The sequence below is a fragment of the bacterium genome, assembly GCA_009926305.1.
Classification (GTDB): domain Bacteria; phylum Bdellovibrionota_C; class UBA2361; order UBA2361; family RFPC01; genus RFPC01.
Genome location: RFPC01000001.1, coordinates 68,921 through 84,688, shown reverse-complemented (window position 1 = coordinate 84,688; position 15,768 = coordinate 68,921). Strand labels below are relative to the sequence as shown.

At 47.0% G+C, this 15,768-nt stretch carries 12 protein-coding genes and 1 pseudogene; 7 read left to right on the top strand and 6 right to left on the bottom strand.

Translation table 11 applies throughout. The annotated features are described in order from the left end of the window. Positions 1-114 precede the first annotated feature (114 nt). Positions 115-573, top strand: a complete 459-nt coding sequence (locus EBR25_00365) for a hypothetical protein (GenBank protein ID NBW39434.1) — start codon at positions 115-117, stop codon at positions 571-573. A gap of 206 nt (positions 574-779) precedes the next feature. On the opposite strand, the pseudogene EBR25_00360 reads toward EBR25_00365, so the two are convergent. From EBR25_00360 to EBR25_00345, 4 genes and pseudogenes are all read right to left on the bottom strand, one after another. Further along, positions 780-950, bottom strand: a pseudogene (locus EBR25_00360) (HU family DNA-binding protein). 1,013 nt (positions 951-1,963) lie between these two features. Then, positions 1,964-2,680: an NAD-dependent deacylase gene (locus EBR25_00355; GenBank protein NBW39433.1), complete on the bottom strand. Its 717-nt coding sequence runs from the start codon at positions 2,678-2,680 to the stop codon at positions 1,964-1,966. 33 nt (positions 2,681-2,713) lie between these two features. Continuing rightward, the gene (locus tag EBR25_00350; protein ID NBW39432.1) at positions 2,714-4,540 is read right to left on the bottom strand and encodes a M3 family oligoendopeptidase; all 1,827 of its coding nucleotides are present in this window, start codon (positions 4,538-4,540) and stop codon (positions 2,714-2,716) included. A 141-nt stretch (positions 4,541-4,681) separates the two neighbouring features. After that, positions 4,682-7,432, bottom strand: coding sequence for a glucosidase (locus tag EBR25_00345; protein ID NBW39431.1), 2,751 nt, complete (start codon positions 7,430-7,432; stop codon positions 4,682-4,684). 103 nt (positions 7,433-7,535) lie between these two features. Here EBR25_00345 and EBR25_00340 point away from each other — a divergent pair, with 103 nt between their 5' ends. Then, the gene (locus EBR25_00340) at positions 7,536-8,438 is read left to right on the top strand and encodes a glycosyltransferase family 2 protein (GenBank protein NBW39430.1); all 903 of its coding nucleotides are present in this window, start codon (positions 7,536-7,538) and stop codon (positions 8,436-8,438) included. 4 nt (positions 8,439-8,442) lie between these two features. Here the strand turns inward: EBR25_00340 and EBR25_00335 are convergent, their stop codons facing one another. Then, entirely contained in the window at positions 8,443-8,976 is a 534-nt protein-coding gene (locus tag EBR25_00335; GenBank protein NBW39429.1) for a hypothetical protein, read from the bottom strand. 230 nt (positions 8,977-9,206) lie between these two features. On the opposite strand from EBR25_00335, the gene EBR25_00330 reads away from it, so the two are divergent. Genes EBR25_00330 through EBR25_00320 form a run of 3 tightly spaced genes read left to right on the top strand, consistent with a single transcriptional unit; the run spans position 9,207 to position 11,885 of the window. Then, complete coding sequence (locus EBR25_00330; GenBank protein ID NBW39428.1) at positions 9,207-10,247, top strand: ATP-binding cassette domain-containing protein; 1,041 nt, start codon at positions 9,207-9,209, stop codon at positions 10,245-10,247. A gap of 1 nt (position 10,248) precedes the next feature. Beyond that, positions 10,249-11,079, top strand: coding sequence for a hypothetical protein (locus EBR25_00325; GenBank protein ID NBW39427.1), 831 nt, complete (start codon positions 10,249-10,251; stop codon positions 11,077-11,079). Further along, on the top strand, positions 11,079-11,885 hold the full coding sequence (locus EBR25_00320) for a hypothetical protein (GenBank protein NBW39426.1): 807 nt from the start codon (positions 11,079-11,081) through the stop codon (positions 11,883-11,885). Before EBR25_00325 ends, EBR25_00320 begins: the two co-directional genes overlap by 1 nt. Before the next feature lie 51 nt (positions 11,886-11,936). Here the strand turns inward: EBR25_00320 and msrB are convergent, their stop codons facing one another. Next, positions 11,937-12,605, bottom strand: a complete 669-nt coding sequence (gene msrB / locus EBR25_00315; GenBank protein ID NBW39425.1) for a peptide-methionine (R)-S-oxide reductase — start codon at positions 12,603-12,605, stop codon at positions 11,937-11,939. Between the two features lie 305 nt (positions 12,606-12,910). Here msrB and EBR25_00310 point away from each other — a divergent pair, with 305 nt between their 5' ends. Then, complete coding sequence (locus tag EBR25_00310) at positions 12,911-14,224, top strand: homogentisate 1,2-dioxygenase (protein NBW39424.1); 1,314 nt, start codon at positions 12,911-12,913, stop codon at positions 14,222-14,224. A 215-nt stretch (positions 14,225-14,439) separates the two neighbouring features. Beyond that, a complete protein-coding gene (locus EBR25_00305; protein NBW39423.1) occupies positions 14,440-15,765 on the top strand; it encodes a Glu/Leu/Phe/Val dehydrogenase in 1,326 nt (441 codons plus the stop codon). The last annotated feature ends 3 nt before the right edge of the window (positions 15,766-15,768 follow it).

The following is a 15,768-nucleotide window of genomic DNA, read 5'->3' as shown; positions in this document are numbered from 1 at the left end:
GCGCGCGCCTCTTGAGCCTCCCCTTTTGGATGGAAATACCTCTATCCAAGTCACGTTCCACTACTTCATTCGCATAACAGAAGAGTTAGGAAGGAAGTATTAGAGGAGGTTCCCATGTGGGGCTCAAGTGACGATCCACGCAAAAAAGCCGAACAAGAACGAAAGAAGAAAGAGCTAGAACGCCAAGACAAAGCAAAAAAAGCAAAGAAAGATAGAAAGCTCAAAGCAAAGCGCGCTGAAGAGATCAAGAAGAAGCGCGATGAAGGAAGAAAAGAAGTTGAAGAAGCCAACCCAGAGTTATCTGAAGGCGACAAAGACAGCGGAATTGAGTCAATCTCGACTCCCCCACCCGTCTTACGTCGAGCGGGCTTTGGAGGCGCGTCAATGTCCTTCACCAGCATCAATCCTGTGACCGGGCAAAACCTTGGTGGCGAGAAAAAGAACTACTTCCCTCCCAACTCCTCTCAACCAGGAGTCGACAAACAAAATGAGAGTGAAAATGATAGTCATAGACAATCAGCTGCACCATCCCCACCGCAACCGAGCTATCCCGCTTTAAAGAGGCCTTTTTGATAGGATGCGTTGTTCATCCAATCCTCCAATAGACGGACCAATCTTAGTTAAAAGAACAAGGCCTCGAACAGGTGGCGTATATTGATTGCGATGAGCACAAAAAAAAAGGAGCCGCTCTCTATGTAAAAGCGACTCCCTTTATTACGCACTCCCCACCGCGTACGCCCTACATTCTGAGAGCAAAACGTGAGGAGCACAAACCGTCTTTAGGAAAGAACATTATCCTTCAAAGACTTTGAAGCAGTGAAACGAACACGCTTCTTTGCTGCAATTTGGATAATCTCACCAGTTGCAGGATTTCGTCCCATGCGCGCCTTAGACTTTCGCACGTACATCTTGCCAAGGTTAACAAGAGGGATGCGGTATCCTCGCTTAAGAGCGTCTAGGAAAAAACCAGACATATCTTCCCAAAGCTCCTTTGCTTGAGACTTTTTCTCTAGGCCACAGAAGGCTCTGAGATTCTCAACGAACTCCGACTGCGTGTAGCTTAAAGTAGAAGCATTCTTCGGCTTTGTCGCCTTTGTTGCCTTTACTACTGGCTTTGGTGCTGGCTTTGCAACCTTCTTCGCAGGAGCTTTCTTAGCTACAGCTTTCTTCTTCGCTGCTGGCTTCTTCTTCGCTACTGTCTTCTTGGTTGCTTTTTTCTTAGAAGCAGTAGTTTTCTTCGCTGCTGCTTTCTTCTTCGTTGTTTTTTTCTTAGAAGCGGTGCTTCTTGTTGCGGCTCTTCTTGCCATAGGAATGTTACTCCTAAAATTTTTTTACACGGGTTAATGAAAAACGTCTGGGAATCACATTTAGAATCCATACTCCTTGAGATTAGCCAAAGTCGCTCGGGGAACCTCCGTTGACCCAGTAGTACTCAAATGACCCACTAGCACTCAAAGCACAAACGGCCGTTTAACGTACTAAAGACAAAAGCTCTTTCTCGAAACAAGTATGCATCCATCATACGGAGCAAAACCTAAAGCACTAAAAAACCGACTATTGAGCGTTTTCCTTACAAACAGGGAATTTCGCGCCAAGTTTCCGTAGGGTTCATGTACACAGACACTGTCTCTGCACAGCACTCCAATCCACTGGCGCTACCCTCAACCTCTGAAAGGAGCCCCTATCCCAGAGGGACATAGCTCCTACGGAACATACATTTTCTGGTCACAACACCGGCAGAGAAAGCAGGGAATCCAGACCACTCCAGACGCTTTGACTACCGATACAAGCACCAATATACGGACCTAATGCTCATAAACCTCTAAAAACCCCGTAAATTAAGGGTTTCATCATGATAAAGACCAAAATTTACGAGATAACGCAACTCTTTTTTTTTAAAAAAATGTCAAAAAAGCCCTAAAAATCGGGGCTGAGAGCGGATTCGCTCCTTCTTCCCACCACTCTAAGAGTGGAGCACCTCCAGTGCCAAGATGTCTTTTAGCTGTGCCAAGCCTCTCGATGCGGGCTCCTCAATAGTTTTTACTCTCGAAGCAACTCGCGCAGAAAGCGTTGGAATAACTGGGTCGACACAATACAAGAGCGCTGTTGCGGGAATATGCTCGATAAGCTCTGCGGCGGGATAGACGGTGAGGGAGGTCCCCACAACAACAAAAATATCAGCCTTCTGGGCCTCGGCACTTGCCACTTCCATCATCGGAACCGGCTCTCCAAACCATACAACATGAGGACGGAGGGGGTGTCCATGCTGACACACAGCGGATGGCGAAAGGTGCGGACCATCGATGGGATAAACAAGTGAGGCATCAACAGAACTCTGGGCTTTCAGAATCTCTCCGTGTAAGTGGAGGACATGAGAGCTTCCCGCTCTTTCATGGAGATCATCGATATTTTGAGTGATGATTACGACCCGAAAAGACTCCTCCAACGACACCAAGACCTGGTGAGCAAGGTTTGGCTCAGCTTCAAGCACTGCTTTCCGCCGCTCATCGTAGAACCGTCGAACAAGCGATGGTGACCGCTCCCATGCCTCTGGGGTAGCCACCTGCTGTACGTCATATCCTTCCCAAAGTCCATCTCCATCCCTGAACGTTTGAAGACCACTCTCTCGAGAGATTCCAGCGCCAGAAAGCACAACCAGATTCTTTCTTTCTCGGTTCATCAGATCTCTCTCATCGCACTTCTTCTCAAGTTTCTAGGCGAGGTCTATCGCTGCCTTCACTCGCTTTCGAAACGCAAGGACTCCTTGCTGCCAAATTTCTGGGCGAGAAAGATTTATTCCAAGTGAACGGCCAAGTTGTTGGGGAGAGCGCGAATTCCCAGCTTTCAAGAAATCAAGATATTTCTCAGGAAAATTTTTTCGGGAATCCTGGTACCGCTCAAACAATCCAAGCGCCAGCAGCTGTCCGAAGGAATATGCATAAACGTAGAAGGGACTGTGGATAAAGTGTGGAATATAGCTCCACCAGTAATCATATTCTTCGGTAAGTGTCACTGCTCCCTTAAACATTTCTTGTTGGCGAACCCTCCATAAGGCATTAAAAGTCTCCGTTGCCAATTCACCCTTTTCACGAGCTGCATGAATATCTCTTTCAAATTGAAACATTGCTATCTGTCGGTGAACAGTCGCGATAATGTTTTCAACATGACGAATGCTCATTGCTAATCTCGCTGATGCATCTCGAGTTTTCTTCATGAGCGACTCATACAAGAGAAGCTCTGCAAATACACTGGCGGTCTCTGCTATGGTCAATGGGGTATCAAAGCTCAGGTAGGACTGCTCCCGCATAAGATATGCATGAATCGCATGGCCAAGTTCGTGCGCAAGGGTAAACACATCACGCTCGGTTCCTCCATAGTTCAAAAATACATACGGATGAAGGTCAGGAGTTACAAAAGAGCAAAATGCTCCCCCCCTCTTCCCTGGTCGAGCTGCTGCATCAATCCACCCCTTATCAAAGAACTCACGGGCAATACGACCGCATTCAGGATGAAACTCTTCAAATGCCTCCTCTACCCACTCTTGCGCCTTTTTCCATGGGATCTTCTTTGTTTTCCCTAAAGGAGCATAGCGGTCATAGTCAAAGAGCTCCTTGTAACCCAATAACTGACGTTTAAATTCATAAAATCGCTTTACATCGCGATAGCTCTGCTTGGCTGCTCTTACCAGACTTTCAGCAGCCTGAGGTGAAATCTGGTTCTCTAAGTGTCGCGATTCCTCAGGAGAGCTAAATCGATGGTATCGATCACGAATCTGCTTATCCTGCAAAAGGGTATTGAAACATAGGGTCAGCCTCCTGGCATCTTCCTTAAGTCCTTGAGAGAATCCTTTTTGAGCTCGTCTCCGAAGATCTCGATCTGGACTGTGGAGGAGCTCTAAAATCTCTTCCAGACCGAGCTGTCTTCCCTTTCCCCTGCCAATGGGCAACTCATACAAGCGACTCGCAAACTCTTCATCGAACATGCGCATGACAGCATCTTTTCCTGATAAGCTCATATCGCTGAATATTTGTTTATCTCGCTCAGGCAACTCGTGCTTCTGATAACGTATAAGCTGGATCAGATAGTTTTTGTAAGCACTCAGCGAGCTTGCCGAAGAAAGTTGGCGCAAGCGCTGCTTCGAGATAGAGAGGACCTCAGGATGGAAGAACGCCAATAGATTAACAATCTCGACGTAACGGGTTCGGGCCATTTGTAATAGCCCCCCTCTGCCGGTTTCCAAAGCTGATTCAGCAAAAAGCAAAGATGCATAATGATAGGGCTTAGAGGCCAGCAACATAATGGCTTCGTACTCTGCTAATAAATTCTTAAAGCGCACTGGTGAGCGTGACACCTTCGCCAGTGTCCCTGCGTATTTTCGCCGAAAAGCCTCAGCTTGTTTTTTTGCTTTTCGTAAGTCAGAGGAAATCTTTTTATCATCCGGAGAAGTATACAAATCCGACAAACTCCACTGTGGAAGTGTTTTCACTTTTTTGGTTCCCTTCCTAGCACTGCCAGCTCTTCGAACAATTTGCTTAACCATCTCGTTTCCTTTCTCAATACACCTTAACTTTCATACTATGACGCTTACTCGAACCATAGCCCACAAACAAAAAGTATCCCTTTTACGGCTCATCAAATCCGCTGCTTTCGGCCGATACTCGGGACTCTGGGATAAAATAGCCTAAGACCGAAGCGAAAGTTGCTCACCGATAACTCCCCTGCTCTCTTCTTCCGCCCTTGAAACTTTTTCTATTAAGAGTGCCACAAGCGCAGTCCAACCAGTCTGGTGACTCGCTCCCAAACCTTGGCCAGTATCACCATGGAAGTATTCTGAAAAGAGTACCCTGCCCCGCTGCTCTCTTGAATGCACAATCGGGTGAGGCGCACTTCCCATGTAAGGTCTTTTGCCCGTCTCATCCTCTTCAAAAAGGGCAATAAGTCGGCGAGAAATCTCCTGGCTTGCCTGAAGAAGATTCATCATCTTCCCTGAGCCTCGCGGGAACTCGACTTGAAAGGAATCTCCATAGAAATGGTGATATTTCTCAAGCGCTTCAATAATGAGGTAATTTGTCGGTAGCCATACGGGGCCGCGCCAATTTGAATTCCCCCCAAACATAAGACTGTTAGACTCGCCCGGGGTATACGAAACCTCAAGATGCCGACTTTCAAGATCCTCAGACAACGACGATTCCTGCTGGGACAGGAGATCGAATACATACGGATGGTCATGATGATAGCGAGAGAGAGAGCGAATACCATAAGGCGACAAGAACTCATCCTCATTCAATACATATTCCAGAATACTCTGAAGACGATCGCGCGATGGGAGGGCAAGTAATCTTTTCCCGTAGTGTTCTGGCCCAGAGTGCTCAAGGTATGTAATGTGCTTTGCAAGATCCGACCGATGCTTTAAAAACCACTCTAATCGCTTCTTGAAACCAGGCAGAGAGTCAACAACACGATCATCAAGAATCTCGACAGCGATTATTGGTATCAGTCCTACTAAAGAACGAATCTTAAGGAGATGCGCCTCTTCATCAAGCTGCAACTGGTCATAGTAAAATCCATCCGTATCATCCCATAATCCAGTTCCACCGAGCGTATTCATCGAGTCGGTAATCATTACAAAGTGCTCGAAGAATTTTGAGGCAATGTCAGAATATGAGCGCTCTTCTCTAGCGAGCTCCAGTGCCATCGACAGCATTGTGCCGCAATAAAATGCCATCCATGCTGTCGCATCGGACTGCTCTAAGTGCCCATCAAGCGGAGCTGGTCCTGAGCGATCAAATACTCCGATATTATCGAGTCCAAGAAATCCCCCAGTAAAAAGATTATTTCCGCGAACATCTTTCCGATTTACCCACCATGTAAAGTTAATGAGGAGCTTGTGGAATACTCTCTCTAAGAATTCACGATCTCTTTTCCCTCTGGCACCTGTCATTTTATAGACACGCCAACAAGCCCACGCATGAACTGGTGGATTTACATCCGAAAATGCAAATTCATAAGCAGGGATCTGACCGTTAGGGTGCATGTACCACTCTCTCAAGAGCAGCAATAATTGCCCCTTCGCGTAATCAGGATCGACTCGCGCATAGCCCAGTGCATGAAAAGCAAGATCCCATGCGGCATACCATGGATATTCCCACTTATCCGGCACTGAGATGACATCCATATTGTACAGATGCTTCCATTCTCTATTACGCTTATCCTTACGCTCTTCGGCAGGTTTCGGCTGAGAGGGATCGCCCTTCATCCACTCATAAACGGAGTAGTAGTAAAACTGCTTCGACCAGAGCAAACCGCTATAGGCTTGCTCAGCAATTTTACGATGCGCATCAGTTGTCTCAGGCCGAATGACACTACGATAAAACTCGCTACACTCTCCCTCTCGAGCACTGAACGTCCTTTGAAACGCCTCTCCAAAGTCTATTCCAGAGAACTCACTCTCTTTTGTTAGCCGATATCGCAGAATGCGCTCCTCATCCGGCTTAAGGTCCAGAGCGGTATGCACCCCTAGTTTTGTGCCTTGGGACTCGCTATTGATAGCAGTGACTTCCCCATCAACAAGATAACGGTGAAAGGCATCTTTTACATACGGCGTCGGGCTTGCCTCATGAAAAAGCTTTTCAAAATTTGTTTCGTTATTCGTCCACAGAAACTCCCCATCCTGCACAGATTGATCAAAGGCAAAACGATAGTCTCCAAGAGTCTCATGGTGCGCAGTCGCGATATTCTCTCCGTCCGCCCGAAGAAATGGTTCCGGGCCAAACGCTTCTCCCGTCCTTCCCCAACTCCATGTATTTCGGAACCAAAGCGACGGTATCAGGTGTAATACCTGAGGTGCTGAGGAGATATTTTTTACCACAATCTCCACCAACGTATCGTTCGGTGACCCCTTGGAATACCGGATGCGAATATCAAAGTATCCGGATTCAAATAGCTCCGGTACGTCAAAAATCTCAAACTCTGGTTCGTAGCGCGACCGCCGCAATGCTTCTTCTTTTAGCATCTGGTACGGAAAGGCATTTACAGGATAAATGTAAGCAGCCTCAGCAAAGGCATACGTAGGAAGCGCCTTCAGGTAATAGTAAAGTTCTTTAACATCCTCTCCATGATTCCCCTGAGGGCCAGTAAGCCCGAACAACTTCTCCTTGAGATGAGAATCCTTCCCGTTCCAAACTGAAAGTGAGAAGCAGAGCCGGCACTTTCGATCACACCAACCGAGCAACCCGTCCTCCCCCCAACGAAATACCCGTGAACGAGAGCGTTCATAAGGGAAATACTCCCAACAAGAGCCATCGGGGGAATAGTCCTCTCGAACAGTCCCCCATTGTCGCTCAGGAAGATACGGTCCCCATCGCTTCCAATGGTGCGAACGCTGAGCCGCCTCAACAAGTCGTATATATTCAGCTGTGGCCAAATTTCGCATTCTAGAATCCTCTCCGCATCACTAGACTAAGGATCCGAATCAAAAGTGACAAGAGCGAACCATACATGAAAGCATGTTGCTCTGTAACCAGAAATGATAGTCTGTGGAAGAGCTGAGCTTGAAAAAAGTTATCCGAGAAGATAGCTGCAATGAACATACTGTGCATATGAATATAGACCTCACGGGGGATACAGAGAACGAAGAGCCCTTCATCTCAGTTATTATTCCGGCATTTAATGAAGAACGCCGACTTCCACCAACCCTTCTTGATACAATTGATTTTCTCGATGATTTTGGACAGGACTATGAAGTCATAGTCGTAGACGATGGCAGCTCTGATGAGACTTCCACAGTTGTACAAAAATTCGAGAAAATTCGGAGGCAGGTGCGGCTTATTAGACTCCCGAAAAACTATGGGAAGGGTCATGCCGTAAGAACTGGAGCTCTAAATGCTCATGGCCGCCTTATTCTCTTCACCGATGCAGATGGCTCAACGCCAATCGCTGAAGTTAAACGTCTCATCGCGGCAATCGATAGTGGCGCTGATGTTGCGATTGGCTCTAGAGCAATGCAATCTGAAGAGACTGAAGTTCAAGCACTCCTCTTCAGGAAAATCATCGGGCGGATATTTAACCGCATTGTAAATATCATTCTCCTCCCGAAAATTGCTGACACGCAATGTGGATTTAAGCTTTTTTCTCAAAAGGCAGCCTCCTTTCTTTTCTTGCATCAGACAAGCGACGGATTTAGTTTTGATATTGAGCTGCTCTTCCTTGCAAGAAAATCAAATATCGTGGTTAAAGAAGTGCCTATTAACTGGCAAAATATTCCAGGATCCAAAGTGAATCTCGTCACCGATAGCGTGAAAATGTTTATAGATATTTTCCGATTCGCGTGGCTTCACCGCGGCATACAGCCAAAAAGCTTCCAGGAAATGGCGGATTCAAATGACCCCTCTACAGATGAAAATTCTCCATCCTCGCTGAACGAAACTCTCACCAGTTAAACAATTACGAGTCTTCAACAATGATTTGCTTCGCTTGATCAACCTGAAAACGGGGATCATCAATTGAAAACTCAAGAAGATTATTCACATCAGGATCATCAACATCGATATCAACCTCGATGTAGCCATCAGCAACACTGGCATCGGCCTGCAACTCCAGCCGCAACCGTCCACTTCGACCATCTCCGAAGTCACTCTGCAGAAAAAAGAAAACAAGATACCGATCCTGCGAGTCGCCGAGAACATCTATATCGGGGGCTACGTCAAAATCCTGTCCGCCAACCGAAAGCACGCCAGTGTTTGAAACGTAGCTGAGCGCATCTGGAATGTGGAGCTTGAGGAGCGCACCATCTGGATTTACCTCCGAAATCTGAACGCTAATACGAGTTCGGTCACCGACGTCAATCCTATTTGGTTCTAATGAAAGATCCACTCTCCCGGAGCCAGCGTAGCCTCCTCCGCCACCGCCTCCTCCGCAACCTACAACCAGAGACGAGAGCAAGAAGAGAAAGAACACAAGAACTGAAAAACGCTGCACGATACTTCACCACCGAAAAAAGAGACTAGACCCGTAAAGTTTTCCATTATTGAGATAATTCGGACAAGAGAGAATATCAGCGTCAGCCCAGATATCCCTTGAGTCACACTTAGAGCCCGACAGAACGTAAATATTCTCCCCGTTAGCACCTTCCTTCATCTCAAATTCGGTCGGGTCGTACGGTTTTGTACTGGTGGTCTTTCCGCGAAAAGTTCAATATCCTGTCCGTCATGGCAACAGCACCCCCAACTATAAAGTGTCACTCATTACGCAAGTCTTTTTCGACCTACGAAAAAGGAGCTGGGATGCTTGGATCGCTTCGTTCTTTTTTCCACCGCACCTATCGGACAGTTACTGCCGTAGACAACTTCTCATTTGAAGCTGGCTCATCACAGATAATTGGTCTTCTCGGTCCAAATGGCGCAGGGAAGACTACGATCATGAAAATGCTCACTGGAATCATTGTTCCTTCTTCTGGCACAGTCGAGGTTCTGGGGCATGTACCCTCAGCACGCTCTCGTGAACTCAGAAAGAAGATCAGTCTCGTGATGGGGCAAAAGTCTCAACTGTGGTGGGACATCCCCGCTTATGACTCACTACAACTCCTTGGGCACTACTATGAAGTTGCACCCCCGGTATTCCGCCGCAGGGTTCATGAACTATCGGAAATGCTCTCCGTGGAGAATCTCCTTCATATTCATGTTCGAAAACTCTCACTTGGTGAACGCATGAAGCTTGAACTCATGGCGTCACTCCTCCATGAACCAGAGGTATTATTTCTTGATGAACCGACAATCGGGCTAGACCTTGTAGCCCAAAGAAAAATTCGAAAGTTCTTGCTCGAGTATCAGAAATTAAGAGGAACAACGATTATTCTCACATCTCACTATATGGGTGATGTACATGCATTGGCTGATCGAATCGTATTGCTACTAGACGGACAATCTCGTTTTGATGGCACGCTTACTGAATTTGAAAACCTTTTTGGTCATGAGAAATATGTCCAAGTGGAATTCTCAAGGGCAGTCGATCAGAACGACTCGCTATGGCAGTCACTACATCCAGAATGGGAGCCAGACGGCTTAAGAGTTGAACTGCGCATTTCAGCTGATGCCTTCCGCGAGACACTGAATGCTATTACGGCTCGCTTCCCTATCTCGAATCTCTCATCGGAAAAACTTCCGATAGAAAGAGTGATGACTTCAATTTTAGAGAATCCCCACCTTTTACCGACTGCGCCAGAGCTCTCGACTCATTCACAGAGCATATAACATGGGAAAAACTGCTCTTGTTCATACTCTTGGTCTTGAATATCGAAAGTGGAAAGAGACTGCTTCCATTAGCATAAATAATACCCTTGTATACAAGACGAACTTTCTTCTTCAAACATTCGGTCCAGTACTGATATTCTTCTTAATTCAATATAACCTGTGGTCATCACTCTACGAACTTCAAGGCATAGAAGAAATCAGAGGATACTCAAAAGACAGTATGCTCGCCTACCAAGGATGGGTGCTCGTCGTAACACTTCTGACTCAAACCTATAACAGTAGAAATCTTGCTGAGGATATTCGTCTCGGACGGATCTCATCTTATCTCATTTATCCCTTTGAGTTTTGGCAATATCACCTTGCCGCATTTTTAGGACAGCAAAGTATCCAGATTCTCATAGCAAGTCTCTCTTTCTTTTTCCTGATCAGTGTCGGCGTGCTCTCGCTTCCAGATGTCCATGGGCTAATGCTGGGAGTGTCTACTGCCTTACTCGCTGGAGTCTTATGGTATTACCTTCAATATGCTATCGGCTTGCTCGCTTTCTGGCTGGAGGAGACGTGGACGCTTCGGGTGATTCTTTCTATCACCGCATCGTTCCTCTCAGGGGCCGTGATTCCGCTCGAGCTCTTTCCGGCGTGGGCTCAAAAAATTACCTTGTTTACGCCCTTCCCTTATCTGACATTTATCCCAGTAAAGTCATTTGTTGGAACCGCCCCTCAACTACCGATACCTGCTCCCTGCATACTGCTGATCTGGATCTTTCTTATTTGGCTTTTTGGAAGAATCCTCTGGAAGAAAGGGATTCACTTATATTCAGCAGCGGGGATGTAATGGCACGCTCTCTATCTCATACCATTACGTATTATGCTGGTCTTTATCGCCAATATGTTTCTGTTTGTGCTGCCCAGGCTCTGAGCTTCCGTACCCATTTCATCTTACTCATCTTGGTAGACCTCTTCTTTTACTGTTCTTCTTTCGGGGTTGTTGCCTTTCTCTACGAGCATGTAGAGGTGATTGGCCCGTGGGACCGCGATCAATTCCTTTTTTTCGTCTCATTTTTCCTCGCCATCGATCAACTCCACATGTCGATGTTCGCAATGAGTTTCTGGGAGTTCTCAGCGGACTTACGCCTTGGAAGGCTAGACTTCTGGCTAGTAAAACCCGCACACCTCTTATTTATCCTTTTCTTTCGGAATATTCGCTTCTCTAACTTCTTTCTGACGCCGGTCGTATGGGGCGCACTTATTTATTTCGGCACTAGGCTGTCTTTCGGAATAGAGCAATGGATCCTCCTCCCATTCTTCCTGCTGCTCGGAATCACCCTCCTCGTTTCTATAGAAATTCTCATATCCGCTGCCATGTTTTGGACGATTGAAAATGTAGGAATGATGTATCTGCGTATGCAGCTGCAAGCAGTCGGTCGATGGCCTGATTTTATCTATCAGTACTTCTTTCAGAAGCTATTTACGCTCTTCATTCCTATTCTCCTCGTCTCAAGCGCACCAACGCACTATCTCCTCTCATCAGGCACGTGGAGTCTTATTCTCGGCATGGCCACCGCCATCGGAATAACTTGGATCCTCATTCACTATGTATGGGGTGTCGCGGTAAAAAGATATGAATCAGCTTCTAGCTAACATCTCTTCTTGCTTGCGGGAACAATTATGTATTCACTTACTGTCGGCAACTTAATCGAACAGTGGGAGATACACCGCATACCCTTCTTCCGCTAAATACTCTTTCGGAATAAATCGAAGAGCCGCTGAGTTGATGCAGTACCTCAGCCCCGTTGGCTTCGGTCCATCGGGGAATACATGTCCGAGATGCGAGTCAGCTCCCCGAGAGCGCACTTCTGTTCTACGGACAAAGAGTTTCCGGTCTTGCTTCTCGGTTAATGCCTGCTCGGCAATGGGACGGGTGAAACTTGGCCAGCCGGTGCCTGAATCATACTTATCCTTCGAGCTAAAGAGTGGCTCGCCTGAGACAATATCCACGTATATCCCTTCTCGTTTATTGTCCCAGTACTCATTTTGAAAGGCGCGCTCAGTGCCGTCTTCTTGCGTAACATAGTACTGCAGGGGGCTCAGTTTCTCTCGAAGGCTATCCTTCGAAGGCGCAGCGCACTGCTCTGTATCCTGACCACAAAAATCGACCCAACTTCTCCGCAAAACAGCTTCATTCATATCACTCTCCTCTTGCTGGCCTATCTGTGATGCAGCCTCGGTTTCGCCTGGCTTTTCCCGTTCTTGCGCTTCGAGTGAATGCACATAGTACATTGCGACCCAACTCAAAAAGCCTAGGAAAAGAACCGCAAGCCTCGACCGATACCCCATCCTCGATTCAGTAAGGAACTTCATACCGAAACAAATTCTCAATAGCTCCCCCAAACCCGTGACCTGTCATCCCAGTGCCCGCGAACGTGTAACGAATGCATCCCATCACCGAAACCGATTGATAGAACGATGTTTTCACGTTCGTAACTGTATTATTCCGTACGGACTTAATCCAACACAAAATGAAAGACGACAAGTTTTTCGGTTTCTTACGTCCATTTCAGAAAAGAATAGCCTCGTCATTCAAAATCCATTACGTTAAAATTTTCGGTAACTTAAGTTAGCATCCTGCCTCGGGTGAATGATCATTCTAAAATGGAGAGATCGTAATGGCTCAAAAACAAAAATATATGCCTGGATTCGGCAATGATTTCGAAACGGAGTCTCTAGAAGGTGCTCTTCCGCAGGGACAAAACTCTCCCCAGAAGTGCAACTACGGACTGTATGCTGAACAACTCTCTGGCTCTCCTTTCACAGCACCTCGAGGCACAAACGAACGCTCCTGGCTTTACCGTATTCGGCCATCAGTGCGGCACACGAATCAGTTCCATCCCATTGAAGTGCCACTTTGGAAAACTGCTCCAGGAAAAGACGAGCACTCCCTTTCACTTGGTCAACTCCGCTGGGATCCGACCCCGATACCCTCTACACCTACAGATTTTCTGCATGGTGTACGCACCATAACCACCGCAGGTGATTGCATGACTCAAACGGGAATGAGTTCTCACGTCTATGTGATGAATCAAACGAACAAACACGAGTATTTCTTCAACGCTGATGGTGAACTCCTGTTTGTGCCCCAGGATGGGGAGATCTGCCTCTTTACCGAGATGGGAAGAATTGAGCTTACTCCAGGAGAAATCTGTGTGATTCCTCGTGGAATGATTTTCAAGGTAGAGTTAGTAGGAAAGTCTGCTCGAGGATATATTTGCGAAAATTATGGCGCCAAGTTTTCTTTGCCAGATCGAGGTCCAATCGGAGCAAATTGTCTGGCAAATCCACGAGATTTTAAGACGCCTGTTGCCGCGTACGAAGACAAAGAAGAACTGTGCACGTTATCAGTAAAGTGGTGTGGGAAATTTTATAAGACAGAGATTGATCACTCACCCTTGGACGTAGTGGCTTGGCATGGCAACTATGCACCATACAAGTATGACCTAAACTGCTACTCACCAGTGGGAGCCATACTTTTTGATCATCCAGATCCGTCGATCTTCACAGTTCTTACAGCCCCGACAGAGGAGCAAGGAACTGCTAATGTCGATTTTGTGATCTTTCCTCCGCGGTGGTTGGTTGCTGAACATACGTTTCGACCTCCATGGTATCACCGCAACATCATGAGTGAATTCATGGGACTAATCTGCGGCCAATATGATGCGAAAGAAAAAGGATTCGTCCCTGGTGGCATTAGCCTGCACAACATGATGTTACCTCATGGACCCGATGCCTTCGGCTTCAAAAAAGCTACCGAAGGCGAGTTGAAACCAGTAAAATTAGAAAATACGATGGCGTTTATGTTTGAAACTCGGTTCCCACAAATGGTAACCCGCTTTGCTGCTGAAGCTCCCACGCTGCAAACTGACTATCTTGACTGCTGGAAGGGGCTGGAGAAAAGATTCGACGGTTCACCCGGAGTCAAGTAGAAAATTGAGGGGAAACAGCCTCCAGCTGCGTGTCGATAATCTACTGAATTTGTTCGAATCATCAGAGAAAATTAATCCTTTTTTAAGAATGCTTTCTCCTTTGCCTACTTTTTGCAAAGGTACGGGGTGGGGACGCAAGGAGAATCTCTCGGCAGAGAGCATTCGCCTTCACTGGGAAACGCGATCACTCTGGTCGTACGAGATGGGGAACTACGATGAAGAAAATTCAAGATCAACTTCAAGCATTTGCGGAAACTCGTCCAGAACTCATTTTTGAATGGAATGACAGAGAAACCGAAGCGAGAGGCTGGCTTGTAATTAACTCCCTGAGAGGCGGCGCAGCTGGTGGCGGCACCCGTATGCGGCCTGGTCTAGATTGCGATGAAGTTACTGCTCTCGCAAAAACGATGGAGATTAAGTTCACCGTCTCTGGCCCAACTATCGGAGGGGCGAAGTCGGGTATTAACTTTGACCCAAACGATCCTCGGAAAGATGAGGTACTCGATCGATGGTTTAAGGCGGTAAGCCCTATCCTCAAGCACTACTACGGAACAGGTGGCGACCTGAATGTAGATGAGATTCGCGATGTTATCCCGCGGCTCGAGCGGTTCGGGGTCTTTCACCCCCAGGAGGGAGTGCTGTGTGGGCATTTTAATCCGTCTGAAACTGGGAAGATTGATAAAATCGGACAACTTCGAAGAGGAGTCTCCCTACCGGTAAAGTCGGAGCTCTTCACCCCGAGCCCGAATACGTTCACGGTAGCTGACCTCATTACCGGTTATGGCGTTGCAGAGTCAATCCGACACTATTATGAAATCTGGAATGGCGCATTAGAAGGAAAGCGCATCGCTGTACAGGGATGGGGAAATGTTGGTGCCAGTGCTGCATACTATCTCTCACGCATGGGCGGAAACATTGTAGCAATTACGGACCGAGATGGTGGTGTGGCACGAGCCAACGGCTTCTCCGCTGAAGAAATTGCCGACCTCCTTTGTACACGTCAGGGAAATGCACTGCACAGCAAAGAAAAAATCTCTCATCAAGCTCTTCAGGACCAATTTTGGAAAAGCGGTGCTGAGATATTTATTCCAGCTGCTGCCTCGCGGCTCGTTACCCATCAACACGTTGATATGATGATTCAAGGAGGGCTCGAGCTCATAGCATCGGGCGCTAATGTTCCTTTCGAGGAAAAAGAGATTTTCTTCGGACCGTTAACTCAGTATGTCGATGGAAAAGTCGCCCTGATCCCCGATTTCATTGCCAACTGCGGTATGGCGCGAGCCTTTTCGTACCTGATGCTAGAGCAAGCAGATGTCTCAGAAGAATCAATCTTCTCTGATACTTCTCAGTGTATTGAGAATGCGATGCGAGAACTTTATGCAAATGAGCAGAAACATACTGAACTTACCACCCGAGCTTTTGTAAACGCACTCCACAAAATTCATGGGCGCCGAGACAAACTACCTGTTGAAATAAGTGAATTAGAGTTCAATACAGAGACCACTCATACAACAGCTGAGGCGAGACTCGAAAGTCAATAAGAT

What these genes read in the sequence shown, in the direction of transcription:
- EBR25_00305 (NBW39423.1), top strand. Translation starts at nt 14,440, where the DNA reads ATGAAGAAAATTCAAGATCAACTTCAAGCATTTGCGGAAACTCGTCCA.
- EBR25_00320 (NBW39426.1), top strand. Translation starts at nt 11,079, where the DNA reads ATGGCACGCTCTCTATCTCATACCATTACGTATTATGCTGGTCTTTAT.
- EBR25_00325 (NBW39427.1), top strand. Translation starts at nt 10,249, where the DNA reads ATGGGAAAAACTGCTCTTGTTCATACTCTTGGTCTTGAATATCGAAAG.
- EBR25_00355 (NBW39433.1), bottom strand. Translation starts at nt 2,680, where the DNA reads ATGAACCGAGAAAGAAAGAATCTGGTTGTGCTTTCTGGCGCTGGAATC.
- EBR25_00310 (NBW39424.1), top strand. Translation starts at nt 12,911, where the DNA reads ATGGCTCAAAAACAAAAATATATGCCTGGATTCGGCAATGATTTCGAA.
- EBR25_00345 (NBW39431.1), bottom strand. Translation starts at nt 7,432, where the DNA reads ATGCGAAATTTGGCCACAGCTGAATATATACGACTTGTTGAGGCGGCT.
- EBR25_00330 (NBW39428.1), top strand. Translation starts at nt 9,207, where the DNA reads ATGGCAACAGCACCCCCAACTATAAAGTGTCACTCATTACGCAAGTCT.
- EBR25_00350 (NBW39432.1), bottom strand. Translation starts at nt 4,540, where the DNA reads ATGGTTAAGCAAATTGTTCGAAGAGCTGGCAGTGCTAGGAAGGGAACC.
- EBR25_00365 (NBW39434.1), top strand. Translation starts at nt 115, where the DNA reads ATGTGGGGCTCAAGTGACGATCCACGCAAAAAAGCCGAACAAGAACGA.
- msrB (NBW39425.1), bottom strand. Translation starts at nt 12,605, where the DNA reads ATGAAGTTCCTTACTGAATCGAGGATGGGGTATCGGTCGAGGCTTGCG.